This is a genomic window from Streptomyces laurentii, assembly GCF_040635425.1.
Taxonomy (GTDB): Bacteria; Actinomycetota; Actinomycetes; order Streptomycetales; family Streptomycetaceae; genus Streptomyces; species Streptomyces laurentii.
In genome coordinates, this window is record NZ_JBEYHT010000048.1 from 22,415 (window position 1) to 48,530 (window position 26,116).

General features: G+C 73.1%; 23 protein-coding genes. 15 read left to right on the forward strand and 8 right to left on the reverse strand.

The genetic code is table 11. The features are described 5' to 3' along the window. The first annotated feature begins 29 nt into the window (after positions 1–29). The gene (locus tag ABZ693_RS25845; RefSeq protein ID WP_359881686.1) at positions 30–1,733 is read left to right on the forward strand and encodes an AMP-binding protein; all 1,704 of its coding nucleotides are present in this window, start codon (positions 30–32) and stop codon (positions 1,731–1,733) included. After that, the gene (locus ABZ693_RS25850) at positions 1,730–3,340 is read left to right on the forward strand and encodes an AMP-binding protein (RefSeq protein WP_359881689.1); all 1,611 of its coding nucleotides are present in this window, start codon (positions 1,730–1,732) and stop codon (positions 3,338–3,340) included. Before ABZ693_RS25845 ends, ABZ693_RS25850 begins: the two co-directional genes overlap by 4 nt. Here the strand turns inward: ABZ693_RS25850 and ABZ693_RS25855 are convergent. The 3 genes from ABZ693_RS25855 to ABZ693_RS36185 all read right to left on the reverse strand — a co-directional run bounded on the left by ABZ693_RS25855 (position 3,288) and on the right by ABZ693_RS36185 (position 5,960). Continuing rightward, positions 3,288–3,902, reverse strand: a complete 615-nt coding sequence (locus tag ABZ693_RS25855) for a GNAT family N-acetyltransferase (protein ID WP_359881691.1) — start codon at positions 3,900–3,902, stop codon at positions 3,288–3,290. The genes ABZ693_RS25850 and ABZ693_RS25855 overlap by 53 nt on opposite strands. 31 nt (positions 3,903–3,933) lie before the next feature. After that, the gene (locus tag ABZ693_RS25860) at positions 3,934–4,734 is read right to left on the reverse strand and encodes a TIGR04222 domain-containing membrane protein (RefSeq protein ID WP_359881782.1); all 801 of its coding nucleotides are present in this window, start codon (positions 4,732–4,734) and stop codon (positions 3,934–3,936) included. 128 nt (positions 4,735–4,862) lie between these two features. Continuing rightward, positions 4,863–5,960 carry a hypothetical protein gene (locus ABZ693_RS36185; protein ID WP_435842539.1) on the reverse strand — a complete coding sequence of 366 codons (1,098 nt, stop codon included), beginning with the start codon at positions 5,958–5,960 and terminating at the stop codon, positions 4,863–4,865. Positions 5,961–6,193: 233 nt separating this feature from the next. Between ABZ693_RS36185 and gcl the strand changes: the two genes are divergently transcribed. Then, a complete protein-coding gene (gene gcl / locus ABZ693_RS25870; protein ID WP_359881693.1) occupies positions 6,194–7,990 on the forward strand; it encodes a glyoxylate carboligase in 1,797 nt (598 codons plus the stop codon). 70 nt (positions 7,991–8,060) lie between these two features. On the opposite strand, the gene ABZ693_RS25875 is transcribed toward gcl, so the two are convergent. Next, positions 8,061–9,041: a transcriptional regulator gene (locus tag ABZ693_RS25875; protein ID WP_359881695.1), complete on the reverse strand. Its 981-nt coding sequence runs from the start codon at positions 9,039–9,041 to the stop codon at positions 8,061–8,063. A gap of 101 nt (positions 9,042–9,142) precedes the next feature. On the opposite strand from ABZ693_RS25875, the gene ABZ693_RS25880 reads away from it, so the two are divergent. Then, on the forward strand, positions 9,143–10,348 hold the full coding sequence (locus ABZ693_RS25880) for an MFS transporter (RefSeq protein ID WP_359881698.1): 1,206 nt from the start codon (positions 9,143–9,145) through the stop codon (positions 10,346–10,348). 381 nt (positions 10,349–10,729) lie between these two features. On the opposite strand, the gene ABZ693_RS25885 is transcribed toward ABZ693_RS25880, so the two are convergent. The 3 genes from ABZ693_RS25885 to ABZ693_RS25895 form a co-directional block, all read right to left on the reverse strand. After that, positions 10,730–12,187, reverse strand: a complete 1,458-nt coding sequence (locus ABZ693_RS25885) for a catalase (protein ID WP_359881701.1) — start codon at positions 12,185–12,187, stop codon at positions 10,730–10,732. Positions 12,188–12,430: 243 nt separating this feature from the next. Further along, on the reverse strand, positions 12,431–13,345 hold the full coding sequence (locus ABZ693_RS25890) for a 2-hydroxy-3-oxopropionate reductase (RefSeq protein ID WP_359881704.1): 915 nt from the start codon (positions 13,343–13,345) through the stop codon (positions 12,431–12,433). Between the two features lie 45 nt (positions 13,346–13,390). Continuing rightward, the gene (locus ABZ693_RS25895) at positions 13,391–14,224 is read right to left on the reverse strand and encodes a TIM barrel protein (RefSeq protein WP_359881706.1); all 834 of its coding nucleotides are present in this window, start codon (positions 14,222–14,224) and stop codon (positions 13,391–13,393) included. 140 nt (positions 14,225–14,364) lie between these two features. Here ABZ693_RS25895 and ABZ693_RS25900 point away from each other — a divergent pair, with 140 nt between their 5' ends. The 9 genes from ABZ693_RS25900 (at position 14,365) to ABZ693_RS25940 (ending at position 22,101) form a co-directional block, all read left to right on the forward strand. Next, a complete protein-coding gene (locus ABZ693_RS25900; protein WP_359881784.1) occupies positions 14,365–14,682 on the forward strand; it encodes a YkoF family thiamine-binding protein in 318 nt (105 codons plus the stop codon). After that, the gene (locus tag ABZ693_RS25905; RefSeq protein ID WP_359881708.1) at positions 14,679–15,065 is read left to right on the forward strand and encodes a helix-turn-helix domain-containing protein; all 387 of its coding nucleotides are present in this window, start codon (positions 14,679–14,681) and stop codon (positions 15,063–15,065) included. The genes ABZ693_RS25900 and ABZ693_RS25905 overlap by 4 nt, the downstream gene beginning before the upstream one ends. Positions 15,066–15,232: 167 nt before the next feature. Further along, positions 15,233–15,748, forward strand: coding sequence for a 2-oxo-4-hydroxy-4-carboxy-5-ureidoimidazoline decarboxylase (gene uraD / locus ABZ693_RS25910; RefSeq protein ID WP_359881711.1), 516 nt, complete (start codon positions 15,233–15,235; stop codon positions 15,746–15,748). Continuing rightward, positions 15,748–16,155 carry a hydroxyisourate hydrolase gene (gene uraH / locus ABZ693_RS25915; protein WP_359881714.1) on the forward strand — a complete coding sequence of 136 codons (408 nt, stop codon included), beginning with the start codon at positions 15,748–15,750 and terminating at the stop codon, positions 16,153–16,155. Before uraD ends, uraH begins: the two co-directional genes overlap by 1 nt. 6 nt (positions 16,156–16,161) lie before the next feature. Beyond that, positions 16,162–17,100: a factor-independent urate hydroxylase gene (pucL, locus tag ABZ693_RS25920; RefSeq protein ID WP_359881717.1), complete on the forward strand. Its 939-nt coding sequence runs from the start codon at positions 16,162–16,164 to the stop codon at positions 17,098–17,100. Between the two features lie 69 nt (positions 17,101–17,169). Then, positions 17,170–18,573 carry a nucleobase:cation symporter-2 family protein gene (locus ABZ693_RS25925; RefSeq protein ID WP_359881720.1) on the forward strand — a complete coding sequence of 468 codons (1,404 nt, stop codon included), beginning with the start codon at positions 17,170–17,172 and terminating at the stop codon, positions 18,571–18,573. 98 nt (positions 18,574–18,671) lie between these two features. Beyond that, entirely contained in the window at positions 18,672–20,063 is a 1,392-nt protein-coding gene (locus ABZ693_RS25930) for an 8-oxoguanine deaminase (RefSeq protein WP_359881722.1), read from the forward strand. Positions 20,064–20,486: 423 nt separating this feature from the next. After that, entirely contained in the window at positions 20,487–21,836 is a 1,350-nt protein-coding gene (locus ABZ693_RS25935; RefSeq protein ID WP_359881787.1) for a nucleobase:cation symporter-2 family protein, read from the forward strand. A gap of 94 nt (positions 21,837–21,930) precedes the next feature. Beyond that, complete coding sequence (locus ABZ693_RS25940; RefSeq protein WP_359881724.1) at positions 21,931–22,101, forward strand: hypothetical protein; 171 nt, start codon at positions 21,931–21,933, stop codon at positions 22,099–22,101. A gap of 7 nt (positions 22,102–22,108) precedes the next feature. Here ABZ693_RS25940 and ABZ693_RS25945 read toward each other — a convergent pair whose 3' ends face one another. After that, complete coding sequence (locus ABZ693_RS25945; protein WP_359881727.1) at positions 22,109–22,693, reverse strand: hypothetical protein; 585 nt, start codon at positions 22,691–22,693, stop codon at positions 22,109–22,111. Positions 22,694–22,917: 224 nt separating this feature from the next. On the opposite strand from ABZ693_RS25945, the gene ABZ693_RS25950 reads away from it, so the two are divergent. Together ABZ693_RS25950 and ABZ693_RS25955 are read left to right on the forward strand one after the other, a co-directional pair. Next, on the forward strand, positions 22,918–24,069 hold the full coding sequence (locus tag ABZ693_RS25950; protein WP_359881730.1) for a beta family protein: 1,152 nt from the start codon (positions 22,918–22,920) through the stop codon (positions 24,067–24,069). A 66-nt stretch (positions 24,070–24,135) separates the two neighbouring features. After that, positions 24,136–25,998: a hypothetical protein gene (locus ABZ693_RS25955; RefSeq protein ID WP_359881732.1), complete on the forward strand. Its 1,863-nt coding sequence runs from the start codon at positions 24,136–24,138 to the stop codon at positions 25,996–25,998. The last annotated feature ends 118 nt before the right edge of the window (positions 25,999–26,116 follow it).

The window sequence follows — 26,116 nt, forward strand, 5'->3', positions numbered from 1 at the left end:
CGGGATCGGTCCGGCAACGAGGAGGACACATGACGGCAACGAGCGCGGCGGAGCCCACGGAGGCGACGGAGAGGTTCCGGGCCGCCCGTGACTTCCTGCTGGAGCACCGCGAGGACTACGCCACGGCGTACGCGGGCTTCGCCTGGCCCCGGCCCGACCGGTTCAACTGGGCGCTCGAGTGGTTCGACGTCATCGCCGCGGGCAACGACCGGACCGCCCTGCACATCGTGGAGGAGGACGGCACCGAGACGAAGGTGACGTTCGCCGAGATGTCCGAGCGCTCGAACCGGGTCGCGAACTGGCTGCGCGCCCAGGGCGTCGCGGCCGGCGACCGGATGATCGTCATGCTCGGCAACCAGGCCGAGCTGTGGGAGACCATGCTCGCCGCGATGAAGCTGCGCGCCGTCGTCATCCCCGCCACGCCGCTGCTCGGCCCCGCCGACCTGCGCGACCGGGTGGACCGCGGCGAGGCCCGGCACGTCCTGGTGCGCGCCGAGGACACCGCCAAGTTCGCCGACGTGCCCGGCGACTACACCCGGATCGCGGTCGGCCTGAAGGACGCGGAGGAGGGCTGGCTGCGCTACGAGGAGGCGTACGGCGCGGCCGCGGACTTCGCGCCGGACGGCGACACCCTCGCCGACGACACCCTGGTGCTCTACTTCACCTCGGGCACCACCTCGCGCCCCAAGCTCGTGGAGCACACCCACACCTCGTACCCCGTCGGCCACCTCGCCACCATGTTCTGGATCGGCCTCAAGCCCGGCGACGTGCACCTCAACATCTCCTCGCCCGGCTGGGCCAAGCACGCCTGGTCCAACCTCTTCGCCCCCTGGAACGCCGAGGCGACCGTCTTCATCCACAACTACCAGCGCTTCGACCCGGCCCGGCTGATGGCCGAGATGTCCCGGCACGGCGTCACCAGCTTCTGCGCCCCGCCGACCGTCTGGCGCATGCTGATCCAGGCCGACCTCGCCCAGCTCACCACCCCGCCGCGCGAGGTCGTCGCGGCCGGCGAGCCGCTGAACCCCGAGGTCATCGAGACGGTGCGGCGCGCCTGGGGGCGCACGATCCGGGACGGCTTCGGCCAGACCGAGACCGCCGTGCAGGTCTCCAACAGCCCCGGCCAGCTGCTCAAGGAGGGCTCGATGGGGCGGCCCAGCCCCGGCTACCGGGTCACCCTGGTCGACCCGGTCAGCGGCCGGGCCGACGTCGAGGAGGGCGAGATCTGCCTGGACCTGGCCGCCGGCCCGGTGGGCCTGATGGCCGGCTACCACGGCGACCCGGAGCGTACGGCCGAGGCCATGGCCGGCGGCTACTACCGCACCGGCGACATCGGCGCCCGCGACGCCGACGGCTACATCACCTACATCGGGCGCGCGGACGACGTGTTCAAGGCGAGCGACTACAAGATCTCGCCGTTCGAGCTGGAGAGCGCGCTCCTGGAGCACGAGGCCGTCGCCGAGGCCGCCGTCGTGCCCGCGCCCGACCCGCTGCGGCTCGCCGTTCCCAAGGCGTACGTCGTCCTCGCGGCCGGCTGGGAGCCGGGACCCGAGACGGCCAAGGCGCTCTTCGCGCACTCCCGTGAGGTCCTCGCGCCGTACAAGCGGATCCGCCGGATCGAGTTCGCCGACCTGCCCAAGACGGTCTCCGGCAAGATCCGCCGGGTCGAGCTGCGCAAGCTGACGGCGGAGGGGACCACCGGCACCGAGTACGCGGAGGGGGACGTCCGATGACCATAGAGGAGCCCGTACCGGTGTCGTACGCGCACGGGGTGTCCGAGACGCCCCTGCTCGGCGACACCATCGCCGCCAACCTGGACCGCGCCGTCGCCGCCTGGCCCGAGCGCGAGGCCCTGGTCGACGTGGCCTCCGGGCGCCGCTGGACGTACGCCGCGTTCGGCGCCGACGTCGACCGGCTGGCCGACGCGCTGCTCGGCAGCGGCGTACGGAAGGGCGACCGGGTCGGCATCTGGGCCGTCAACTGCGCCGAGTGGGTCCTGGTGCAGTACGCCACGGCCCGTCTCGGCGCCGTCATGGTCAACATCAATCCGGCCTACCGCGCCCACGAGCTGGAGTACGTGCTGCGGCAGGCGGACATCTCGCTGCTGTTCGCCTCGCTCTCCCACAAGACCAGCGACTACCGGGCCATGGTCGAGCAAGTCCGGTCCGCCTGCCCGGAGTTGCGCGAGTCCGTCTACTTCGGCGATCCGAGCTGGGACGAACTCCTCGCCCGCCGCGCCCCGGAGGGCGTCCGGCCGGAGGAACTGTCCTGCGACGAACCGGTCAACATCCAGTACACCTCGGGGACGACCGGCTTCCCGAAGGGTGCCACCCTCTCCCACCACAACATCCTCAACAACGGTTATTTCGTGGGCGAGATGGTCGCCTACAGCGAGCAGGACCGGGTCTGTCTGCCCGTGCCCTTTTACCACTGTTTCGGCATGGTGATGGGAAATCTCGCGATCACGTCACACGGCGCCTGCATGGTCATCCCGGCCCCCTCCTTCGACCCGGCCGCGACCCTGCGCGCCGTCCAGGACGAGCGCTGCACCTCGCTCTACGGCGTGCCGACGATGTTCATCGCCGAACTGAACCTGCCCGACTTCGCCTCGTACGACCTGTCCACGCTGCGCACCGGCATCATGGCGGGTTCGCCATGCCCGGTGGAGGTGATGAAGCGGGTCGTCGCCGAGATGAACATGGCCGAGGTGTCGATCTGTTACGGCATGACGGAGACCTCGCCGGTCTCCACCCAGACCCGCCGGGACGACGACCTGGAACGGCGTACCGGCACCGTCGGGCGGGTCATGCCGCACATCGAGGTGAAGATGGTCGACCCCGCCACCGGCCTCACCGTCCCGCGCGGCACGGCGGGCGAGCTGTGCACCCGCGGCTACAGCGTGATGCTCGGCTACTGGGACGAGCCGGCGAAGACGGCGGAGGCGATCGACGAGGGCCGCTGGATGCACACCGGGGACCTCGCCGTGATGCGCGAGGACGGCTACGTCCGGATCGTCGGCCGGATCAAGGACATGATCATCCGGGGCGGGGAGAACGTGTACCCGCGCGAGATCGAGGAGTTCCTGTACGGGCACGCCAAGATCGCCGACGTGCAGGTCGTCGGGGTGGCCGACGAGCGGTACGGCGAGGAGATCCTGGCCTGCGTGATCCCGCGTGACCCGGCCGATCCGCCCACGCTGGAGGACATCACGGAGTTCTGCCGGGACCGCCTCGCCCACTACAAGATCCCGCGGCGCCTGGAGATCCTGCCGGAGTTCCCGATGACGGTCAGCGGGAAGGTGCGGAAGGTGGAATTGCGGGCGCGGTACGGGGAGGGGTGATCCGGCCCGCGCGCGACATGGCCTCGGGTGCCGCTTCCGTCCGTGCCGCCGCGATCTCGCGGCGCATGCAGACCCGGGGCCAGGTGGCCAGGCCGTGCGCCGCCTCGGCCTGGCTGATCGCCCTCAGCCCGTCGGTGAGCGCGGGATCGCCCTCGCCGACGCGGCGGAAGCCGAGCCGGGCGTAGTACGGGGCGTTCCACGGGACCTCGGCGAAGGTCGTCAGCGTCAGCGCCGTCAGGCCCCGCGCGCGGGCGGCGTCCGCGAGATGCTCGATCAGCGCCCGGCCGACGCCCCGCCGGGCGGCGTCCGGGTGCACCGACACCTGCTCGATGTGGGCGGCGCCGTCCACGGTGTCCGTGAGCAGATAGGCGACGGGCCGGTCGGCGCCGTCCACCGCCACCCAGGCCCGGCCGTCGTCGCGGTAGCCCTCCAGAACGTCCAGCGGCAGCGGGTCGTCATCGGCGATGGCGGCCATGCCGAGGGGGCGGAAGGCCTCGCCGGCGGCGCGTTCGATGTCCTGGAGGACGGGCAGTTCGGCCGCTTCGGCCGCTCGGATGCGCATACGTCAGTATGGCCTGCCGCGCGGGGCGCCCTCATTCCGGCGTGCCGCCGGTGCAGGTGGGGCCGTTGTCCGGGCTCCAGCCGCGCCCGGCGCCGTACCCGTCCTCGTCCCCGCCCCGGCGCCGCAGCAGCCCGCCGTCGCGGGAGAAGTGCGGCAGGAACAGGGTGAGCGCCGGATCGCCGTACAGCGCCACGTACAGCAGCACGTCCCGGGCGTCGGGCACCTCGCGGCGGTGCGCGGGCAGCGGGTGGCGGGCGCGCAGCGCGCTCAGCAGCCGGCGCGCGGCCCGGGTCGTCGGCGGTACGCAGAGCAGCGCGACGGCCGCCACCACTGGCAGCGCGCCGAGCACGAACGCCACCCCCGCGGCGCCGTCGCGGGGCATCGACGTGATCAGGCCCGCGCCGACCGTGACCGGCACGCAGGCCAGCAGGATCCGTGCCGTGCGCAGCCGGCCCGGCGGGCGCAGCAGCCCCGTTCTGCCGAGGTCGGTGCTCAGCGCGTCGAGCGCCTGCCGGGCCTTCGGGCGGGTCGCGAGCACCCGCAGGGCGAGGGCCCGGTGCAGCGAGCGGTGGACGCCGAGCTGGAGCGGATCACGGGTGCGGCCCGTCCCGCCGTTGGCGCGAATCGTCCCCCGCCGGCCCGCCGCCACCGCGCCCCGCTGATACAGGGCGACCAGGGCCACGGTCACGGCCGCGCGGGGACCGCCGCGCAGCATCGCCAGCGCCTCCGGTGGCAGCTCCGGCCGCTCCGGGCTGCGGGTACGCAAGAGCAGGGCCGCCAGGACCAGTTGACCGAGTGCCGCGCCAAGGAACCACCACATCCCCGTCGTCATGGTGTTCACCCCCCGACTGTGTTGTGCCCGGGGGAGGGCCGGTCGTCACGTGCGGTTGGCCGAAATCCTCGGGGAGGTACGGGGGTTCGGACCCGTGGCCGGTGGGGTGGCGGGCACGCCGGGGACGGTCACGGGGCGCCGGTGGAGACGAGTTCCCCGGCGTGGGTGTTGACGGGCTGCGGGGTGCCCGTGAGGTCGAGGACGAAGAGCGGGATGCCGAGGCCCTCGGCACGCTCGTGCGCCTCCGGCGTGTAGCCGGCCAGGGAGAAGCAGACGCTCACGGCCGAGTGGCTGAGCCCGTTGAGCCACAGGCATTCGACGGCGCGCAGCCCGGTCGGGCGGGTGCTCGGGTCCACCTGCGCGACGAGTCCCGGGCCGCGCAGGTCCACGGCCGTGGTCGCGCGCTCCTCGGGCTGGACGACCTGGCGGAAGCCGAGCCAGTGCAGATACCCGGCGGAGGCGGCGACCGCGTCCCGCGCGGTCCGGATCGTCACCGGCCGGAACACCGCGCGCGAGCCGGAGGCGGCGCCGCAGCCGCCGGTCCGGTCGCCGGGGTGCGGCGGCAGCGGGGAGGGATGGCGGCGGTGGAAGGGGACGAGGCCGTCGGCGGTGTGGGTCTCGGGGCCGGCGGACGGGCCGGCGGAGGTGGCGGCGGACGCGGACGGGCCGGTTCCGGGGGCTTCCGTCGTGGGATCGGCGGGGGTGGTGGATCCTTCCGGACCGAAGCCTTCCGGGCGAGGGCCGTCGGGGCCCGTTCCGTCCGGGCCCGCCGCGCCCGGCCCGTACGCCCCGTACTCGAAGGCGTCCGGCTCGAACCCGCGCGGCTCGCGTCTGCCCGGCTCGATCGCACCCGGCTCGATCACACCTGGCTCGAACATGTCTGGCGTACAGGCGCCAGGGGCCTCCGCCCCGTGCCCGTATGGCCCGGGGGCCGACGGCTCCGCCTCGCACGCCCCCGGTTCCGCCGCGCCCTGGACCGGCACCCGCAGCACCGCCCCGCACGGGCAGCCGACCTCCGGGTGCGGCCAGTCGGAGGTGCGGGAGCACAGCGCGCAGCGCACGGTGACCCATTCGTCCGACCAGGTGCGGTGGGTGATCGTCGCGGCCGTGGTGCCCCCGATCAGCGCGGGCGCGACCGGGGCGCCGCACACGCAGGGGAAGGCGGGAGCCGCGTACCGCACCGTGCGAAGGCATTCCGGACAGCGCACCTGGACCGAGTCACCCACTCCGAACCCCCTTCGCGTCGTGCGCTCCCATCGTCCACCAATCGGGGACTTCGGGGGAGGGAGTTCGGCCATCGCGCGGCCTTCGGCGCGGGTCCGGCGGTTCCGGGAGGGTCCGCGGGGAACGTGTGGGCCGTCTCTTGACGCCTTTTCGACACGCCACCTACATTGCTTCCGTATAGCAGAACAGTACTTCCGCATTACGGAATTGTCCCCGCTGGAGCAGGAGCACTCCCATGCCTCGTATGACCGCCGCCGCAGCTGCCGTTGAGATCCTCAAGCGCGAAGGCGTCACCCACGCGTTCGGCGTGCCCGGCGCGGCGATCAACCCCTTCTACCGCGAGCTCCGGAACGTCGGCGGGATCGGCCACACCCTCGCCCGGCACGTCGAGGGCGCGTCGCACATGGCGGAGGGCTACACCCGCGCCAAGGCCGGCAACATCGGGGTCTGCGTCGGTACGTCGGGCCCGGCCGGCACCGACATGATCACCGGTCTGTACTCGGCCATCGCCGACTCGATCCCGATCCTCTGCGTCACCGGCCAGGCCCCGGTCGCCAAGCTCCACAAGGAGGACTTCCAGGCCGTCGACATCGCGCGGATCGCCGGCCCGGTCACCAAGGCCGCCACCACCGTCCTGGAGGCCGCCCAGGTCCCCGGCGTCCTCCAGCAGGCCTTCCACCTGATGCGGTCCGGCCGCCCCGGACCGGTCCTCGTCGACCTGCCCATCGACGTCCAGCTCACCGAGATCGAGTTCGACCCGGAGACGTACGAGCCGCTGCCGGTCCACAAGCCCGCGGCCACCCGCGCCCAGGCCGAGAAGGCCCTCGGCTTCCTGCTCGCGGCCGAGCGCCCGCTGATCGTCGCCGGCGGCGGCGTCATCAACGCCGACGCCTGTGACCTGCTCGTCGAGTTCGCCGAACTCACCGGCGTCCCGGTCATCCCCACCCTCATGGGCTGGGGCACCATCCCGGACGACCACCCGCTGAGCGCCGGCATGGTGGGCGTCCAGACCGCGCACCGCTACGGCAACGCGACCTTCCTGGAGTCGGACTTCGTCCTCGGCATCGGCAACCGCTGGGCCAACCGCCACACCGGCTACAACCTGGACGCCTACACCCAGGGCCGTACGTTCGTCCACGTCGACGTCGAACCCACCCAGCTCGGCAGGATCTTCGCGCCCGACTTCGGCATCGCCTCCGACGCCGGGGCCGCCCTCGCCCTCTTCGTCGAGGTCGCCAAGGAGCTGAAGGCCGCCGGCCGGCTGCCGGACTTCTCCGCCTGGGCCGCCGCCGCGCAGGAGCGCAAGGCCACCCTCCAGCGCCGGACCCACTTCGACGACGTCCCGATCAAGCCGCAGCGCGTGTACGAGGAGATGAACAAGGCGTTCGGCCCCGAGACCCGCTACGTCACCACCATCGGCCTCTCCCAGATCGCGGCCGCGCAGTTCCTGCACGTCTACAAGCCGCGCCACTGGATCAACTGCGGCCAGGCGGGCCCGCTCGGCTGGACCATCCCGGCCGCGATCGGCGCCGCCACCGCCGACCCGGACACCCCGGTCGTCGCGCTCTCCGGCGACTACGACTTCCAGTTCATGATCGAGGAGCTGGCGGTCGCCGCCCAGCACCGGGTCCCCTACGTCCATGTCCTGGTGAACAACGCCTACCTGGGCCTCATCCGGCAGGCGCAGGCGGGGCTCGGCATCAACTTCGAGGTCAACCTGGAGTTCGAGAACATCAACACCCCGGAGATCGGCGTCTACGGCGTCGACCACGTCAAGGTCGCCGAGGGGCTGGGCGTCAAGGCGATCCGCGTCGAGGACCCGGCGCTGCTGGGCGAGGCGCTGGAGCGGGCGCGGAAGTGGGCCGTCGAGTTCCGGGTCCCGGTCGTCGTCGAGGCGATCCTGGAGCGGGTCACAGACATCGCGATGAGCCGGACGGCCGACGTCGGCGACATCACCGAGTTCGAGGAGCCGGCCACCGAGCCGGGCCACGCGCCCACCGCGATCAAGCCCCTCCAGGCCGCCCGGGCCTGAGCGCGGGTCCAGCCCGCGGGGCGGGTCTCACGAGCCTGACGGGCGGGCCCGGTGTGCGGGGGCCCGCCCGTCAGGCCTCCGCCGACGCCGCCCGGACGAGCACGGTGCCGGCCTCGGTCCGGTCGTACAGGACCGAGCGGCCCGCCCGGCGCCGCCGTACCAGACCGGCGTCGAGCAGCACCTTCAGATGGCGCCCCACCGACCCGAGTCCCTGCCCGGTCAGCGCCACCAACTGGCTGGTGGACGTGGGGGTTCCGAGGCGAACGAGGACTCCCGCCCGCCCGCGTCCGAGCAAGGCCGCCAGTGCCTCGGGCGCCCCCGCCGCCGACACGTCCGCGAGGGCGCCCGCGCACGGGTACACCACCGCGTACCGCTCGGAACCCTCCCAGGACACCCAGCCCTTGGTGAACGTCACGGGCACGAAGAGCAGCCGGCCTCCGCCCACCGAACGCGGTGGCAGGTCACGGGAGTTGACCTGGAGGCGGCCGTCGCCGAGCCAGCGCAGCCTCCCCGGGCACAGCGCGTCGAGCGCCGCCGCCCAGCCGCCCCGGCCGAGCAGCGCGGTCCGGGCCGTGACGTCGGCCTCCAGGACGCGGCGCCGGCGCGGCCAGTCGGGGCGTACGGTCTCCCGCCACACCCACTCCAGGACCTCGGCCATCCGGTGCGGAAGGTCGGGGGCCGAGCGCAGTGGCTCCGGCACGGTCCCGCCGATGGACACCTCCAACTGGGGGACGGCATCGGCGGGTTCGGCGTCCCGTACCGCAGCCACCTCCTCCTCGAAGGACTGCTCGCGCTCACCGGACGGGGTCGGCGTGAGGAAGTCCGCGTTCCAGGTGGGACCGAGCGCCGCCCGGACGAGCAGCGCGTCCGGCCGGCGGGCCGCCAGGCGCTCCCGGTAGGCGGGCAGATGCGCGGCCAGCCAGGCGCGTTCGCCCGGATGCCCGCCCGCGGCCGCGTGCAGGGTCTTCAGGGCCGCGATGGTCTCCGCGAGTGGCGAGAGGACGAAACGGCTGCCCGCCAGGGAATCCGTACCGATGTGCCACCAGCCCATGCCCGCGTACCCCGCCTCTCGCCGTCCCCTCCGGACCGCGACCTTTCGCCGCCTCGCGAAACAGTACCGAGCGGCTCCGCCGTTCACCCAGACTCCGGCGCATGCCCCGCTACCGCGATCTCTTCCGCGCCCCCGAGTTCACCCCGCTCTTCCTGAGCGGCTCCGCGCACGTCGCCGCCCAGACCCTCAGCGGGCTCGGCCTCGCCACGCTCGTCTACCGCGCCACGGACTCCCCGCTGCTCGCCGCCCTCGCGATGTTCGGCCCGAGCCTCGCCCAGCTCGTCGGCGCCACCACGCTCCTGTCGGCCGCCGACCGGCTGCCGCCGCGCGCCGTACTCACCGGCGTCGCCCTGGTCTTCGCCGCCGGCACCGCGGCCCAGGCACTTCCCGGCCTGCCCGTCGGTGCGGCCTTCGCCCTCCTCTTCCTCCAAGGGCTCGTCGGCTCCGTCGGCGGGGGAGCGCGGTACGGGCTGCTCAACGAGATCCTGCCGCGCGAGCGCTACCTCATCGGCCGCTCCGTGCTCAACATGGCCACCGGGATCAGCCAGATCGCCGGCTTCGCGACCGGCGGGGCCCTGGTCGCCCTGCTCTCGCCGCGCGGCACCCTGCTCGCGGGCGCGGCACTCTATCTCCTCGGCGCGCTGGTGGCCCTGACCGGCCTGTCCCGCCGCGCCCCGCGCGCCACCGGCCGGCCCTCGCCCGCCGAGACCTGGCGGACCAACGCCCGGCTGTGGTCGTCGAGGCCGCGGCGGCTCGTCTACCTCGCCCTGTGGGTGCCCAACGGCCTCGTCGTCGGCTGCGAGTCGCTCTTCGTCCCCTACTCCCCGGAACACGCCGGACTCCTGTTCGCCTGCGGCGCGTTCGGCATGCTGGCGGGGGACGTCGCCGTCGGACGCTTCGTCCCGGCGCGCCGGCGGGGCCGGCTCGCCGCCCCGCTCCAGGCCCTGCTCGCGGCTCCGTACCTGCTCTTCGCGTTCCGGCCCGGGGTGCCGGTCGCGGTCGTCGCGGTCGCCGTGTCCGCCGTCGGCTACAGCGCCAGCCTCCTCTACCAGGAGCGGCTCACCGCCCTCGTCCCGGACGAGCTCGGCGGCCACGCGCTCGGCCTGCACACCTCGGGCATGCTCACCCTCCAGGGGCTGAGCGCGGCCCTCGCGGGCTCGGTCGCACAACTCACCTCGCCCGCCACGGGAATGACCCTGCTCGCGGCCGGCTCGCTGCTGGTCACGGTGATGCTCGTGCTCGCCGGGCGCGCGGGGCGGCGGCCCGCGGCGGAGGAGCGGGAGCCCGTACCGGCGAAGGCCCCGTAGTCGCACCGCGGTCCGCGACCGGGGTTCACGGACACGCGAGGGAGCGGCACCGGGGATCGTGTCCCTGGTGCCGCTCTGGTGCCCGCCCGGCGGCGCGCGGCCGGCGCGACGATGGTCGTGCGCACCGCCGGGCGGAGTCGTGCCCCTTCCTGTGCGGGAAGGGGAGCGCCCGGGCCGCGGCGATGCCGGCGGGCGCCCGTACTCCCCTTCTTTCAGGTCAAGAAGAAGAGCCGGAGACCCTGGCCACCGCACTGGCTCGGCGCCACCGCGGCCCTCACGCTGTCCGGAGCGCCCGCCACCCCTCATCCGGGCCGGTGCTCCGGACCGCGTACGGACCCTGACCCTCCGTCAGTGTCCGTACGCGGTCGGGGAATCGGAGGATCAGTCGGCGCGCAGGGCGTGGACCGCCTCCTCGACGCGCCGACCGTACTCGGCGTCGGCGGCGGCGAAGTGGGCGAGGCACTTCTCCACGACGTCGTCGCGGGAGACCTGCGACAGACTGCCCGCGATGTTGGAGACGAGACGGGCCTGCTCCGCCGCCGACATCAGCCTGTAGAGCTCGCCTGCCTGGAAGAAGTGGTCGTCCTTGGCGTGCTCCGGGGCCGCGTGCGTGCCGGTCCAGCCGTGGATCGCGAGCGGCGCGGACAGCGGGGCGTCGGTCTGGCGCGGACCGGAGTACGAGTTGGGCTCGTAGTTCCTGTCGTGGCGCGAGCCGTTGCGGGTGGCCATGAAGCCGTCGCGGCCGTAGTTGTCGGCCGGGGCCGCCTTCGGGGCGTTGACCGGCAGCTGGGTGTGGTTGACGCCGAGGCGGTAGCGGTGGGCGTCCGCGTAGGCGAAGAGGCGGCCCTGGAGCATCTTGTCCGGCGACGGGCCGATGCCCGGGACGAAGTTGTTCGGGGAGAACGCGGCCTGCTCGACCTCCGCGAACACGTTATCCGGGTTGCGGTCCAGGACCAGCCGGCCCACCCGCTGGAGCGGGTAGTCGGCGTGCGGCCACACCTTGGTGAGGTCGAACGGGTTGAAGCGGTAGTCCGCCGCCTCGGCCGCCGGCATGATCTGGACGTAGAGGGTCCAGGACGGCGTCACGCCGCGCTCGATGGACTGCAGCAGGTCGGTCTGGTGCGAGTGCGGGTCCGCGCCGGCGAGTTCGGCGGCCTGCTCGGCGGACAGGGAGCGGACGCCCTGGTTCGTCTTGAAGTGGTACTTCACGAAGAAGGCCTCGCCCGCCTCGTTGGTCCACTGGTAGGTGTGCGAGCCGTAGCCGTTCATGTGGCGGTACGAGGCGGGGATGCCGCGGTCGCCGAACAGCCAGGTCACCTGGTGCGTGGCCTCGGGGGAGTGGGCCCAGAAGTCCCAGACGTTGTCCGCCTCCTGCTTGCCCGTGAACGGGTCGCGCTTCTGGGAGTGGATGAAGTCCGGGAACTTGATCGGGTCCTGGATGAAGAAGACGGGCGTGTTGTTGCCGACGAGGTCGTAATTGCCCTCCTCCGTATAGAACTTCACGGCGAAGCCGCGCGGGTCGCGGACCGCGTCCGCGCCGCCGAGCGAGTCGGCCACGGTGGAGAAGCGCAGGAAGAGCTCCGTCTTCTTGCCGACCTCGGAGAGGAAGGCGGCCCGGGTGTGGGCCGTCACGTCGTCGGTGACCTCGAAGTGGCCGTAGGCGCCCGAGCCGTGGGCGTGGACGACGCGCTCCGGGATGCGCTCACGGTTGAAGCGCGCGAGCTTCTCCAGCAGGTGCTGGTCCTGGAGGAGGATCGGGCCACCGACACCGGCGGTGGCGGAGTTCTGGTTGTCGGCGACAGGGGCGCCGGACTCGGTCGTAAGCACGCGCTGCGACATTTTGCCGGGTCGACCTTTCGTGAGCTGCACTGTTGCTGACTTCACTGACTGCGGGAGTGCTGAGGAGCGTAAGGACGCACCGTGAAAGTCGTCAACAGTTTGTTGAAAATGGAGTGTGGTGTTCCGAGCGGCGGCGGCGCCTGGGCGCGACAGGACAGTGTCAGCGCCACCGCCGCCCGGAAGTCCGGGCGCGACCAGGCCGGTTGGGGTCGGTAGGGCCGGTCGGAACCGCTGGGGTCCGGGTCAGGCTTGCGGGCCGGAGAGACGCTCGACGGCGCGCAGCAGGGCCGAGTGGTCCAGGCCCCCGTCGCCCTGGGCGCGCAGGGAGGCGACGAGCTGGGCGACCACGGCGCCCACGGGCAGGGCCGCGCCGACGGTGCGGGCGGCGTCGGTGACGATCCCCATGTCCTTGTGGTGGAGGTCGATCCGGAAGCCGGGCCGGAAGTCCCGGTCGAGGAAGTTGTCCTTCTTGCGGGCCAGCACGGTGGAGCCGGCCAGGCCGCCGCCCAGCACGTCGAGCGCGGCCCGGAGGTCCACGCCGGACTTCTCCAGGAAGACCACGGCCTCGGCGCACGCCTGGATGTTGACGGCGACGACGAGCTGGTTGGCGGCCTTCACCGTCTGGCCGGAACCGTGCGGGCCGCACAGGACGATGGTCTTGCCGAGCGCCTGGAAGAGCGGCAGCGCCGCGTCGAAGTCGGCCTGCTCGCCGCCCACCATGATGGACAGGACGGCCTCGACGGCCCCCGCCTCGCCGCCGGAGACCGGGGCGTCCAGGACGCGGACGCCCTTGTCCCGGGCGTTCTTCGCCAGGTCGACGGAGGTCTGCGGGGTGATCGACGACATGTCGATCAGCAGGGTGCCGGGCCTGGCGTGCGCCAGGATGCCGTCGGGGCCGTAGGCGATCGCCTCCACCTGCGGAGAGGCGGGCACCATCGTGATGACGACGTCCGCGTCCCGGACGGCCTCGGCGATCGAGCCGGCCACGGTGCCGCCGGCGGCGGCCAGCCGGTCCAGCTTCTCCTGCTCCAGGGTGTGACCGGTCACCTGGTAACCGGCCTTGAGCAGGTTCTCGGACATGGGCGAGCCCATGATGCCGAGCCCGATCCAGGCGATCGTGGGGCGGGCCGGCGGGGAGGAGTCGGCGGGAGTGCTCATGGTGAGGGTGCCTCTCGATGCGGGGGTACGGGGAAGGGGGCCGGGTCAGCGCGCGGCGCGGGCCTCGACGGGGAGCCAGTCGAAGGACGCGGCGGCGTCGGCGGCCTTGTACTCCAGGCCCACGTAGCCGTCGTAGCCGGCCTCCCGCAGCTCGTCGAGCAGCCGCTCCAGGGGGAGTTCGCCGGTGCCCGGGGCGCCGCGGCCCGGCATGTCCGCGATCTGGACGTGCCCGGTCCGGTCCGCGTAGCGGGCGATGACGCCACTGACGTCCTCGCCGTTCATGGCCAGGTGGTAGACGTCGAGCAGGAACCGGGCGTTGCCGAGTCCGGTGGCCGCGTCGACCCGGTCCACGATCTCGATCGCGGCGGGCGCGCTCACCAGCGGGTAGAGCGGCGACTCGGGCCGGTTGAGGGTCTCGATCAGCAGGATCGCGCCGACCCGGTGGGCCGCGCGGGCGGCCAGGACCAGGTTCTCCAGGGCCAGTTCGTCCTGGACGGCCGTGTCCGCACCCTCGACGCGGTTGCCGTAGAGCGCGTTGAGCGCCGTACAACCCACCGAGGCGGCGAAGTCCGCGGCGACGTCGATGTTCGCCCGGAAGCGGTCCGACTCCTCGCCGGGCACGGAGACCGCGCCGCGGTCCGGTCCGGGGAGCCGCCCCGCGTAGAAGTTGAGGCCCACGAGCCGGGTGCCGGCGTCGTCGAGCGCCTGCTTCAGGGCGTCGAGTTCGCCCTGCTCGGGGGTGGGGGTGTCGATCCAGGGCCACCACAGCTCGACCGCGGTGAAGCCGGCCGCGGCGGCGGCCGCGGGGCGCTCCAGGAGCGGGAGTTCCGTGAAGAGGATCGACAGGTTCACATCGAAGCGCTGGTCCGGGTATCCCATGAGGATGCGGCGCTCCTTCCGTATTGCGGAAGTAACTTTCTGTCTGCCGGAATGCTCTCGATGGGCGGCGCACTTGTCAAGAGGTCCCCGCAGGTCCAGGGCTGCCACCGGGCCGGGGCGGGCCGTAGCGTGGGGGCATGGTGCGTTTGAGAGTGGAGTTCACGACCGAGCCGTTCGACCTCGACGAGGCGCCGGCGCACGCGGTCGTGGCTCGTGAGGTCATCCAGTCCGCGTCGCTGGACGCGGTGGATGTCGGCCCCTTCGGCAATACGGCGGAAGGGGGCGCCGACGCGGTGCTGAGCGCGGTCGGCGTACTGCTGCGCGAATCCCTGGAGGCCGGGGCGACCCGGGTCTCGCTTCAGGTCAACGTGATCGGCGAGGACGAAGGCGTAGGCGACATCGGCGGCGGCCGGGGGGCGGCCGGCGACGGTGCGATCCTCCAGGGGGGTGGGAAGTGACCGAGCATCCGCTGATCGCTGCGGTGAAGCCGCTGGTCGACGCCGTGGGTGCCGAGCTGCTGGGGCCGGAGCAGGCTGAGGGGGACGACGTCGTCCTCGCCTGGGAGGGCGAGGACGTGCTCGCCGTGCGGCTGCCGCGGCTGTCGGAGTCCCTGGACCACATCCTCGCGGCGATGGAGCGGCGGCACGGGATGCCGCTGTCCGGACTGGACCGCAAGGCGAAGCAGGAAGTCGTGCGGATCCTGGAAGCGCGCGGTGCGTTTTCCGTGCGCCATGGAGTGGAGACGGTGGCGGGCGCCCTGGGCGTCTCGCGCTTCACCATCTACAACTACCTCAACCGGGAGACCGCTCTGACCAGGGAAAAGGCTGTCAAAGAGGCCTAGTTGAGCGCCTTGGAAGCCTTGTGTGACCACAAGCCGTCGCCCATGTTTCGGGGTGGCGGCTTTCGTGTCACCAACTTTTCAACAAACTGTTGACGTTGTGTTGCGGAGGGCGTTAGCTATCCGCAGCCCGTCCGACGCACAGCGAAAAACAGCCACGGAGGCATCCCGTGACGTCAGGTACGACACCGGGCCTCACCCGGTTCAACACCTCGGCGGAGGGCGACGCGATCGCCGCGCTCCACGAGGTGTGCGCCAGCTCGGCGTGGGGAAGCAGGATCCTCGCCCAGCGCCCGTACACCTCCGCCGAAGCCCTCCTTCTCGCCAGCGACGCCGCCACGGCCGAACTGACGGACGAGGACCTGGCGGAGGCCATGGCGGGGCATCCGCCGATCGGGCGACCCAAGCCGGGGGACCCCACCTCCTCCCGTGAACAGAGCGGGATGGCCGGCGCCTCCGCGGAGCTCAAGGCCGAGATGCTCGAACTCGACCTGGCCTACCAGGAGCGGTTCGGTCATGTCTTCCTCGTCTGCGCCACCGGCCGGACCGGTGCGCAGATGCGCGACGCGATCCGGGAACGGATCGGCAACTCGCCCGAGCGGGAGCGGGAGATCGTCCGCACCGAACTGGGCAAGATCAACCGCATCCGGCTGACCCGTCTCGTACACACCGAGGAATCGAACTGATGAGCACCGACGACACCGCCTCCGTGTCCACCCACATCCTGGACACCAGCATCGGCCGCCCGGCCGAGGGCGTCGCCATCACGCTCGCGGCCCGCGCCGGCTCCGGCGGGGACTGGGCCGCCCTGGGCGGCTCCGCCACCGACGCCGACGGGCGCTGCAAGGACCTCCCGGCCCTGCCGGTGGGCACGACTCACGTACGGCTCGGCTTCGAAACCGAGGCGTACTTCCTGAGCAAGCAGAAAAGGCAAGCCGAGGCGCAGCAGGACGCCCCCGCGAATCGGGACAGTGGTGCGGCCGGTGTCTTCTTCCCGGAAGTGGCGATCACGTTCGCCGTCGTCCCGGGCGAGCACTACCACGTACCGCTGCTGCTCAATCCGTTCGGCTACTCCGTTTACCGAGGGAGCTAGCAGACCATGACATCCCCTTCCCACCCGGTGGTCCTCGGCCAGAACCAGTACGGCAAGGCGGAGAACCGCGTCGTCAAGATCACCCGCGACGGCGGTACCCACCACATCAAGGACCTCAACGTCTCCGTCGCCCTCTCCGGCGACCTCTCCGACCTCCACCTCACCGGCTCCAACGCCCACTGCCTCCCCACCGACACGACGAAGAACACCGTCTTCGCGTTCGCCAAGGAGTACGGCATCGAGTCCGCCGAGCAGTTCGGCATCCACCTCGCCCGGCACTTCGTGACGAGCCAGGAGCCCATCCACCGGGCCCGGATCCGGATCGAGGAGTACGCCTGGGAGCGCATCGCCGGCTCCGACGCCAACTCCCGCTTCATCGGCGCCGACGAGGTCAACCACTCCTTCGTCCGCAAGGGGCAGGAGACCCGCGTCACCCAGATCACCTACGACGGCGAGAAGTGGGAGGTCGTCTCCGGCCTCAAGGACCTCGTCGTCATGAACTCCACGCACTCGGAGTTCTGGGGCTACATCAAGGACAAGTACACCACCCTCCAGGAGGCGTACGACCGCATCCTCGCCACCACGGTCTCCGGCCGCTGGCGGTTCAACTGGACCGACGACGAGCAGCGGATGCCGAACTGGGAGCGGTCCTACGAGCAGACGCGGAAGCACATGCTCGAGGCGTTCGCCGAGACGTACTCGTACTCGCTCCAGCAGACCCTCTACCAGATGGCCACGCGGATCATCACCCACCGCGCGGAGATCGACGAGGTCCGCTTCTCGCTCCCCAACAAGCACCACTTCCTGGTCGACCTCGAGCCCTTCGGCCTGAAGAACGAGAACGAGGTCTACTACGCCGCCGACCGCATGTACGGCCTCATCGAGGCCACCGTCCTGAGGGACGGCGCGACGGCGCAGATCCCGGTCGACATGACCAACCTCTAAGCGGCCCTGAGCGTGCCCCCGCCCGTCCCGCAGCCGGGCGGGGGCCCGCCAGACCGGAGGGAACATCCCATGGCTCAGCCTGCACAAGGGCCGGCACCCGCCGAAGGCCCGTGTTCCGTCTCCCCGTCCGCCCCGGGCTGCCACCCGGTGGACGAGAAACTCCCCGCCTCGCGGCTCCTTCCCGCGGCGCTCCAGCACATCGCCGCCATGTACGCCGGGGTCGTCACCCCGCCGCTCATCATCGGCCAGGCCGTCGGCCTGGACGTGGGCGGCATGACCCGGCTCATCGCCGCGAGCCTGCTCATCGCGGGCTGCGCCACCATCCTGCAGACCCTCGGCCTCGGCCGCTTCGCCGGCAACCGTCTGCCGTTCGTCAACGCGGCCTCCTCGGCCGGCATCGCGCCCATGCTCGCGATCGCCGAGACCAGCACCAAGGGGCACCAACTCGCCGCCATCTACGGGGCGGTGATGGTCGCGGGCGTCTTCTGCCTCGCCATCGGGCCCTTCTTCGGGAGGCTCCTGCGCTTCTTCCCGCCGCTCGTCACCGGCGTCGTCATCACCCTCATCGGGGTCACCCTGATGCCCGTCCCGGTGGGCTGGGCCCAGGGCGGCGACAAGAACGCCGCCGACTTCGGCTCCATGAAGTACCTGGCGCTCGCCGCCTTCACCCTCGTCGTCATCCTGCTCTTCCAGCGCTTCGGCAGAGGCTTCGTCAAGCAGGTCGCCCTGCTGCTCGGCCTGTTCACCGGCACCCTCGCCGCCGTCCCCTTCGGCATGGCGGACTTCACCGCCCTGCGGGAGGCGCCGATCGCCGCGCTGCCCACCCCCTTCGCCTTCGGCACCCCCGAGTTCCACCCCGCCGCGATCCTCTCCCTGTGCCTGGTCATGCTGGTCCTGATGACCGAGTCCAGCGCCGGCATGCTCGCCCTCGGCGAGATCTGCGACCGGCCCAGCGACGGCGGCACCCTCACCCGCGGCCTGCGCACCGACGGCCTCGCCACCCTCCTCGGCCCCGTCGTCGGCGGCTTCCCCACCTCCGCCTTCGCGCAGAACGTCGGCGTGGTCTCGCTGACCCGGGTGCGCAGCCGGTACGTCGTCGCCGTCGCCGGCGGCGCCCTGCTGGTCCTCGGCGCTTTCCCGGTGCTCGGCGCGGTCGTCTCCCTCGTCCCCATGCCGGTCCTCGGCGGCGCGGGCATCGTGCTCTTCGGCTCGATCGCCGTCAGCGGGATCCGCACCCTCGCCGAAGCCGGTCTCGACGACAGCTCCCACATCATCCTGGTGGCCGTCGCGCTCGGCGCGGGCATCATCCCGCTCGCCTCCCCCACCTTCTACGCCGGATTCCCCGCCTGGGCGCAGACCGTGCTCGGCTCCGGCATCAGCGCGGGCGCGCTCGTCGCCGTCCTGCTGAACCTGTTCTTCCATCACCTCGGCACCCGGCCCCGCCGGACCGCCCCAACATTCGACACCCCCTGAGCGGGTGCCGGGGCCTCGCACACCCGGCACGATCGGCAGGGAACCCCGCAGGGGCCCGCCGTATCCGACCGTCCCCCTGGAGCGAAGGAAGAACAGCGATGGCAGCACCTTCGGCACCACCCCGGCGGATCGTGATCGAGAACGCGGCGATCGCGACCGTGGACACGGCCGGCACCGAGTACGCCACCGGCCATCTCGTCGTCGCCGGCGAGCGGATCGAGTCCCTGGGCGCCGGACCGGCCCCCGAGGGACTGGCGGACGTGGACCGGCGGATCGACGCCACCGGCCATCTGGTCACGCCGGGCCTCGTCAACACGCACCACCACTTCTACCAGTGGCTCACCCGCGGCCTCGCGACCGACCACAACCTCTTCGACTGGCTGGTCGCGCTCTACCCGACCTGGGCGCGGATCGACGAGCCGATGGTCAGGACGGCCGCCGAGGCCTCGCTGGCGATGATGGCCCGCGGCGGCGTCACCACCGCCATGGACCACCACTACATCCACCCGCGCGGTACGGGCGACCTGTCCAGCGCCATCATCGGCGCCGCCCGCGACCTCGGCGTCCGCTTCACCCTCGCCCGCGGCTCGATGGACCGCGGCGAACGGGACGGCGGGCTGCCGCCGGACTTCGCCGTCGAGACCACCGAGGGCGCGCTCGCCGCGACCGAGGAGACCGTACGGCGCCACCACGACGCTTCTTTCGGCGCCATGACCCAGGTGGCCGTCGCCCCCTGCTCGCCCTTCTCCATCTCCACCGAACTGCTGCGCGAGGGCGCGGCGCTCGGCCGCCGGCTCGGCGTGCGGATGCACACCCACGGCTCGGAGACGGTGGAGGAGGAGAAGTTCTGCCACGAATTGTTCGGCATGGGCCCGACCGACTACTTCGAGTCCACCGGCTTCCTCGGCTCGGACGTGTGGATGGCGCACTGCGTCCATATGAACGACACCGACATCGCCGCCTTCGCCCGCACCGGCACCGGCGTCGCCCACTGCCCCTCGTCCAACGCGCGTCTCGCCGCCGGCATCGCCCGCGTCCCCGACATGCTCCGGGCGGGCGTCCCGGTCGGCCTCGGCGTCGACGGCACCGCCTCCAACGAGTCCGGCGAACTGCACACCGAACTGCGCAACGCGCTGCTCGTCAACCGCCTCGGCCCGCACCGCGAGGCCGCGCTCACCGCCCGGCAGGCACTGCGCCTCGGCACCCACGGCGGCGCCCGGGTGCTCGGCCGCGCCGACGCCATCGGCTCCCTTGAACCCGGCAAACTCGCCGACCTCGTGCTGTGGAAGCTCGACGGCCTCGGCCACTCGTCGATCGCCGACCCGGTGGCCGCCCTGGTCCTCGGCCCGCCGGCGCCGGTCACCGCCTCCTTCGTCCACGGCCGGCAGATCGTCGAGAACAACCGGATGCTCACCGCCGACGAGGACCGCATCGCGCGCGACGCGCGCACGGAGGCGCGGCGCCTGGCCCGTATCGCGGGACAGGACTGACCCACCCGAGAGAGTCCGGTCGAGGAGGACGGTCCCCGACCGGTCGTCACGGACCCGAGCGGGGTCCGCGGCAGCCGTGCCGGGCGGTGCCGTACGTCGAACGCGGACGGCATCCCCGGCACCGGCGCACCCGTGTCCGCATCCCCACCGGACACTCCGTCGGCATGTCGTCGCCCGCGGCGCGGGTACCTCACCGACGTGCGACCGCACCACCCTTCGCAGCACCCCGCAACGAGCCGCACCTCGTGCACCGCGCATCGCAACGCACCACCTCCCTGACATCCGCGTCACCGCCGACGCGTCACCGACCGGAGGACCGCCGTGGCCGCCAACGCCCAGGTTCGCAACGCACCCGACACAGGCTCCGCCCCCGAGGGCGACCGGACCAAGCATCCGGTCGACGAGACCCTGCCCCCCGTGAAGATGCTCACCAGCGGCCTGCAGCACGTGGCCGCCATGTACGCGGGAGTCGTCGCCCCGCCGCTGATCGTCGGGGCGGCCGTCGGCCTCTCCGCCACCGAACTGACCTTCCTCACCGGCGCCAGCCTCTTCACCGCCGGACTCGCCACCTTCCTCCAGACCCTCGGCGTCTGGAAGATCGGCGCACGGTTGCCGTTCGTCAACGGCGTCACCTTCGCCGGCGTCGCCCCGATGCTCGCCATCGTCGACACCACGAAGGACAAGGCCGACGCCCTCCCCGTGATCTTCGGCGCGATCATCGTCGCCGGACTCCTCGGCTTCCTCGCCGCGCCCTGGTTCTCCCGGCTGGTGCGGTTCTTCCCGCCGGTCGTCACCGGCACCGTCATCACCCTCATCGGCATCTCGCTGCTCCCGGTCGCCTTCGGCTGGGCGCAAGGTCCCGACCCGAAGGCCGCGGACTACGGTTCGACCACCTATCTGTCGCTCGCGGGCATCACCCTCGTGGTCGTCCTGCTGCTGCGCCGCTTCACCCGGGGCTTCCTCAAGCAGATCGCCGTCCTGGTCGGCCTGGTCCTCGGCACGCTGATCGCCATCCCGTTCGGCGTGACCGACTTCGGCCCGGTGAGAGACGCCGGCCTGGTGGGCTTCCCGAACCCCTTCCACTTCGGCGCCCCGCAGTTCGCCGTCGCCGCGATCGTCTCCATGTGCGTGGTCATGCTGGTCTCGATGACCGAGTCGACCGCCGACATGCTGGCCCTCGGCGAGATCGTCGACCGGCCCGCCGACGAGAAGACCATCGCGGCGGGGCTGCGCGCCGACACCCTCGGCTCCGCGCTCAGCCCGCTGTTCAACGGCTTCATGTGCAGCGCCTTCGCCCAGAACATCGGTCTGGTCGCGATGACCCGCATCCGCAGCCGTTTCGTGGTGGCCTGCGGCGGCGGCTTCCTGGTCCTCATGGGCCTCTCGCCGGTGGCCGCCTCGCTGATCTCGGTCGTCCCGCGGCCGGTGCTCGGCGGCGCGGGCGTCGTCCTCTTCGGCTCGGTCGCCGCCAGCGGTATCCAGACCCTGGTCAAGGCCGGTCTGGAGAAGGACAACAACGTGCTGATCGTCGCGGTCTCGCTGGCCGTCGGCATCATCCCGATCACCAAGCCGGACTTCTACCACGCCTTCCCGGAGACGGCGCAGATCATCCTGGACTCCGGCATCTCCACCGGCTGTGTCGCCGCCGTCGCGCTCAACCTGGTGTTCAACCACATCGGCAAGCACCGGAACGACGACACGGTCACGGCACCGATGGAGCCGGCCGAGGAGATATCCGAGACCCGGGAGGCGAAGGCGGCCCACGCCCACTGAGCCACCCGGCCGCCCCTTGGCCCCGGGCTCCGCGCACCACGCGGGATCCGGGGCCGGGGGCCAGGCGCCGTACGCCCCCGGCAACGCGAGGGCCATGACGGTCACGACGGTCACGACGGCCATGACGGCCATGACGGCCATGACGGCCATGACGGCCATGACGGCCATGACGGTCGTGAGCCGTGCGAGCCGGGCGCTGACCTGCCCGACCCTCGCCCCTGCCGGCTTGGGCTCGGCGGCCCACCGCTCCCGCGGCCACCCGTGACGGCGGCTCACCGTACGTCCCCCATCCGGCGCCGGCACTCCTGGGCCAGATGCGGATACGCCGCGGCGATCGCCTCGTACACCCGGCGCCGCAGCAGCTGTTCGGCCTCGGTACGGCCGGTGTCGCCGTACAGTCCGTCGAGCAGACTGTCGTACCGCGTCATCGCGTACCGCAGGTAGCCGACCTGCCAGCGGGCCATCGCACCCGCGGTCACCCCGCCCGGCCCGCCCGGTCCGTGCGGCTCCAGCAGATGCCGGTGCCGGACCGCGCGCCGCGCCAGCTCGGTGGCCGGGATCCGCGGCACGTCGATCGGCGCCGCGCCGATCGACGCGAGCACGGCCCTGCGCCGGCGCTCGGCCGCGGCCAGCGAGGCGGCCCAGCCGCGGTCCGCCGCGGCCGACGAGGCGAACTCCGGAGTGCGCTCCACGGCCTCGACCCGCGCGAGGAGATACAGCCGCACCGGGGCGAGCGACCAGCGCCGCGGATCCCGGCCCTGCACATCGGCCTGCCCGAGCAGCGCGGCGATCATCGCGTCGCTCCAGCCGCGGTCGCGCAGCCCGGCCAGGGACACATACGTCGTACGTTCCGTCACGATTCCCCCGATCTCGATTACGGAGAGTGATGGATCCAGTGAAGCGCACCCCACTGACAACGCACCCGCCACCGGCGTTCCCGGGTCCCCGGCCGCCCCGCACAGCTCGGCCCGTTGCTCCCGCGACCCCGTCCGAGCATGGCCGAAACGGCACCCTTTCCCGACCCGGCCTCCCGGCCTCACCCTGCTGAACAGGGCACCTGCCGAGGGCGCTGGGGGAGCCGATGGCCGAGCCGACGTACCAGCCGACGCACCAGCCGACGTACATACCCGTACTGCCCACTCGGAAAAGCGCACTGACGGCGTACCGGGAACTCGCGACGACCGCCCGCGCGGCCGTCGCGCCCCTGTGGACCGTCCCGCCGCCCGACCCGGCGGGGCCGCGCGTCCCGCTGCGCGGGCTCCTCGCCGAACTCGCCCGCACCCAGGGCACCGGACCGGCCTGGGCGGACACCGGCTGCCGCGAGACCGACCGCGCCGCGGCACGGGTCGCGGCCGCGCTGCGCGACGTCCTGCCGGGGACCTCGCTGCGCCCCGTCACCGGCGTGGAGCGGCCCGGCTGGCAGCAGACGGCCTGCGTCGAGGCCGCCCGGGCGTGCGGCGGCGGACGGGGGATGGGGATACGGGTCGTCCCGGAGCCGCCCGGGGACACCCGGCTCGCCGCCCGCCTGCACGGCCTGCTGGAACGGATCGCGCGCGGGGAACGGGTCACGGGGGACCGCCTTCCGCTCGACCTGCTGCTCGACCTCGGCGCCGTCCAGGACGACGGCGAGCTCGCCTTCGCCGAGAAGCGGGCGCTGCACGCCCTCGCCCGGCTCGGCCCGCTCCACCCCTGGCGGACCGTGACCGTCCTGGCCGGCGCCTGCCCCGGAACGGAGGGTGCGGTGGTGGGCTACGGGGCACCCTTCGCCGACGCCGAGCGGTACGACTGGGACCTGTGGCACGCGGTCGCCCCCACGGCCGACGGGCGCCGCCTGCCCCTCGTGTACGGCGACTACGCCGCCGCCCACCCCCGCGGCCTCCGGCAGCCGCGCGTCATCCCCGACGGCCCGCCCTGGGGCCTGCTCCGGCTCACCGGCGAGCGGGCCTTCCTGCTCGGCCGCGTGCCGACGCGCGGGGCGGACCATGCCGCGGCCGTACGGGCCATGGCCAGGGAACTCGTCGAGACCGAGGACTTCGACGCGGCCCCCGACAGCGAGCCGAAGCGCTGGCTGCGCGCCTGCGCCGAGGGGCGGGGGCCGGAGGGCGCGGGCAATCCGGAGGTGTGGGCCCGTACCGCCCACGGCCAGCACCTCGCCTATGTCGTCCGCCAGCTGCGCCGCCGGCCGCCCCTCGATCCGCTCCATCCCGTCGATTCGGCCGGGTGGCCCGTATGACCCGCCCGGCCGCACCGCCCGCCGTCCGCGCCGCGCGCCGCTCCGCCCCGAATTACGCTGGGAAGCGTGGCCGAGATCGTGCTCACCAACACCGGTCGTGACGCGTTCCTGAAGGCGAGCCCGGAGTTCCGGGGGCCGGGAGCGGTCAGGGCCGTGGACGCCGTGCTCGGACTGCTCGCGCTGCGCGGAGCGGACCGGGCGAGCGGGGTGCCGGAGCCGACACCCGAACTGGTGCGGCTGGTGCTCGTGGAGGACCTGCCCGCGTTCGTGTGGGCGGAGCCGGCGGAACGGGCCGCCTATCCGGCGGTGGTGCGGGCGCTGGCCGGGCGTTTCGACGGCGACCGGCGGGCCCGGGTCGAGGCGGCCGTCGGGCGGACCGCGGCGGACTTCGAGCGGGCCATGGCGGATCCCGGCAACCTGACCTGGCCGCGCTGGTACGCGCGGCTGCTGCGGGCCGACGGCACCGACCCGGACGACCCCGGAGCCGTACGGGCGTGGCTGGCCCGGCTCGACCGGCCGCCGGTGCCCGACGGGCTGCGGCGGGCCGACCTCGTGGGGCGGACCGCCGTCGCCGACGTCGTCCTCGCCGAGGTGCTGACCCGGGCGTACGTCCGGGACGCCGAGCACGCCCCGGCCGCCGGGCCGCTCCTCGCCGACCACGACGTGGCGCAGGGCATCGGGACGGTCGCCCACGCGCTCCTCGGGCGGTGGACGGCGGCCGGGCTGCCCGACGGGCTCGCGGGGGAGTACGCGCACCTCGCGCCCGGACCGGACGACCTCCCGCATCTCGACCTCGCCGACGCGCTGCTCGGCGAACACCTGGACTACTACGGGGACGCCGCCGTGCCGCTCCCGCCGCCCGCGCTCGGACTCATGGAGTCGGACCCGGAGGCGGCGGCCGCGGAGGGGGTGGGGTCGGACCCGGACGCGGGCGGGGAAGCGGACGTGGAACGGAACGCCGATCTGCTCGCCGCCGCCGTCGACGCCCTCACCGGGGCGGACGCCGCCCCGGACACCGTGCCGTACGGGAGTGAGGCCGCCCACTTGCTCTACACGCTCTACCAGCGCGGCTGTTCCGCCGAGTCGGTGGCCCGCCGCGCCGCCGAGTTCGAGGACTGGACGGTCGACCCCGCCCTGGAGGACGCGCCGGTGCGCGTCCCGCTGCCCGCCTCACCCGCGTACACCACCCCCACCGCGGGCGAACTCGCCCGCCTGCTCGGTGCGCCCGGCGTCAACGCCACCGACCGCGCCCGGCTCGACGCGCCGGCCCACGCGCTCGCCGCGGTCGTCGACCGGCTCGCCGCGACCGGTCTCGTCTTCCGGCGGGGCGACGCCTTCGGGCTCACCCCGCGCGGCTGCGCCGTGGTCCGCTACCTGCTCGCGGTCCGCGGCGTGGTGGTGCCCGGCGCCGGGGAGACGGACGGCTGGGACGCGGCCCCCCTGGCGGCCGCGGCCGCGGGCTGGCCGCGGGCCGCCGCCCGGCGGGTCCTCACCGACTGGCTGCGCGCCCACGGCGACGGCGACGTGGCCTGGTCCGCGCTGCTCGGCGCCGTCGGCTCTGTCAACCGCGGCACCTCCGACGCCGCCGCCACCCGCACGCTGCTCGACGTCCTCGACCTGTCCGACGCCCCCGCCGGGGTACTGCGCGGCGTTCTCGCCCACCCCGTCACCGGCGCCCGGGCGGAGGAGACGCTGCGCGAGCGCGGCGAGCCCGTGGCCCCGGGCGAGGTGCCGGCCGCGGCCCGGGCCCTGCGGGTCCTCGACACGCTGCCCGGCAAGAAGGGGCCGCTGGAGTCCCGCCGTACCGCCTTCGACGCGGCGGCCGCGGCCTGGCCCGGCGGGGCCGCGGCCCTCGTCGCCGCCATGCACGCCGCCGACCCGCACGAGACCGCGCGTGTCCTCACCCCGCTCGGCGTCAGCGTGCCCTGAGCCCCAGGGATCCCGCCCGCGCACGGCCCAGCGAAGGAGGTGCGGGAATCACCGGCGCCCGCCTCGCCGTGGACGGCGGCGCGGCCGCGGCCCTGCTGCCGTCTGGCGCCCTCCAGCC

What these genes read in the sequence shown, in the direction of transcription:
- ABZ693_RS25845 (WP_359881686.1), top strand. Translation starts at nt 30, where the DNA reads ATGACGGCAACGAGCGCGGCGGAGCCCACGGAGGCGACGGAGAGGTTC.
- ABZ693_RS25850 (WP_359881689.1), top strand. Translation starts at nt 1,730, where the DNA reads ATGACCATAGAGGAGCCCGTACCGGTGTCGTACGCGCACGGGGTGTCC.
- ABZ693_RS25855 (WP_359881691.1), bottom strand. Translation starts at nt 3,902, where the DNA reads ATGCGCATCCGAGCGGCCGAAGCGGCCGAACTGCCCGTCCTCCAGGAC.
- ABZ693_RS25860 (WP_359881782.1), bottom strand. Translation starts at nt 4,734, where the DNA reads ATGACGACGGGGATGTGGTGGTTCCTTGGCGCGGCACTCGGTCAACTG.
- gcl (WP_359881693.1), top strand. Translation starts at nt 6,194, where the DNA reads ATGCCTCGTATGACCGCCGCCGCAGCTGCCGTTGAGATCCTCAAGCGC.
- ABZ693_RS25875 (WP_359881695.1), bottom strand. Translation starts at nt 9,041, where the DNA reads ATGGGCTGGTGGCACATCGGTACGGATTCCCTGGCGGGCAGCCGTTTC.
- ABZ693_RS25880 (WP_359881698.1), top strand. Translation starts at nt 9,143, where the DNA reads ATGCCCCGCTACCGCGATCTCTTCCGCGCCCCCGAGTTCACCCCGCTC.
- ABZ693_RS25885 (WP_359881701.1), bottom strand. Translation starts at nt 12,187, where the DNA reads ATGTCGCAGCGCGTGCTTACGACCGAGTCCGGCGCCCCTGTCGCCGAC.
- ABZ693_RS25890 (WP_359881704.1), bottom strand. Translation starts at nt 13,345, where the DNA reads ATGAGCACTCCCGCCGACTCCTCCCCGCCGGCCCGCCCCACGATCGCC.
- ABZ693_RS25895 (WP_359881706.1), bottom strand. Translation starts at nt 14,224, where the DNA reads ATGGGATACCCGGACCAGCGCTTCGATGTGAACCTGTCGATCCTCTTC.
- uraH (WP_359881714.1), top strand. Translation starts at nt 15,748, where the DNA reads ATGAGCACCGACGACACCGCCTCCGTGTCCACCCACATCCTGGACACC.
- pucL (WP_359881717.1), top strand. Translation starts at nt 16,162, where the DNA reads ATGACATCCCCTTCCCACCCGGTGGTCCTCGGCCAGAACCAGTACGGC.
- ABZ693_RS25925 (WP_359881720.1), top strand. Translation starts at nt 17,170, where the DNA reads ATGGCTCAGCCTGCACAAGGGCCGGCACCCGCCGAAGGCCCGTGTTCC.
- ABZ693_RS25930 (WP_359881722.1), top strand. Translation starts at nt 18,672, where the DNA reads ATGGCAGCACCTTCGGCACCACCCCGGCGGATCGTGATCGAGAACGCG.
- ABZ693_RS25935 (WP_359881787.1), top strand. Translation starts at nt 20,487, where the DNA reads ATGCTCACCAGCGGCCTGCAGCACGTGGCCGCCATGTACGCGGGAGTC.
- ABZ693_RS25940 (WP_359881724.1), top strand. Translation starts at nt 21,931, where the DNA reads ATGACGGTCACGACGGTCACGACGGCCATGACGGCCATGACGGCCATG.
- ABZ693_RS25950 (WP_359881730.1), top strand. Translation starts at nt 22,918, where the DNA reads ATGGCCGAGCCGACGTACCAGCCGACGCACCAGCCGACGTACATACCC.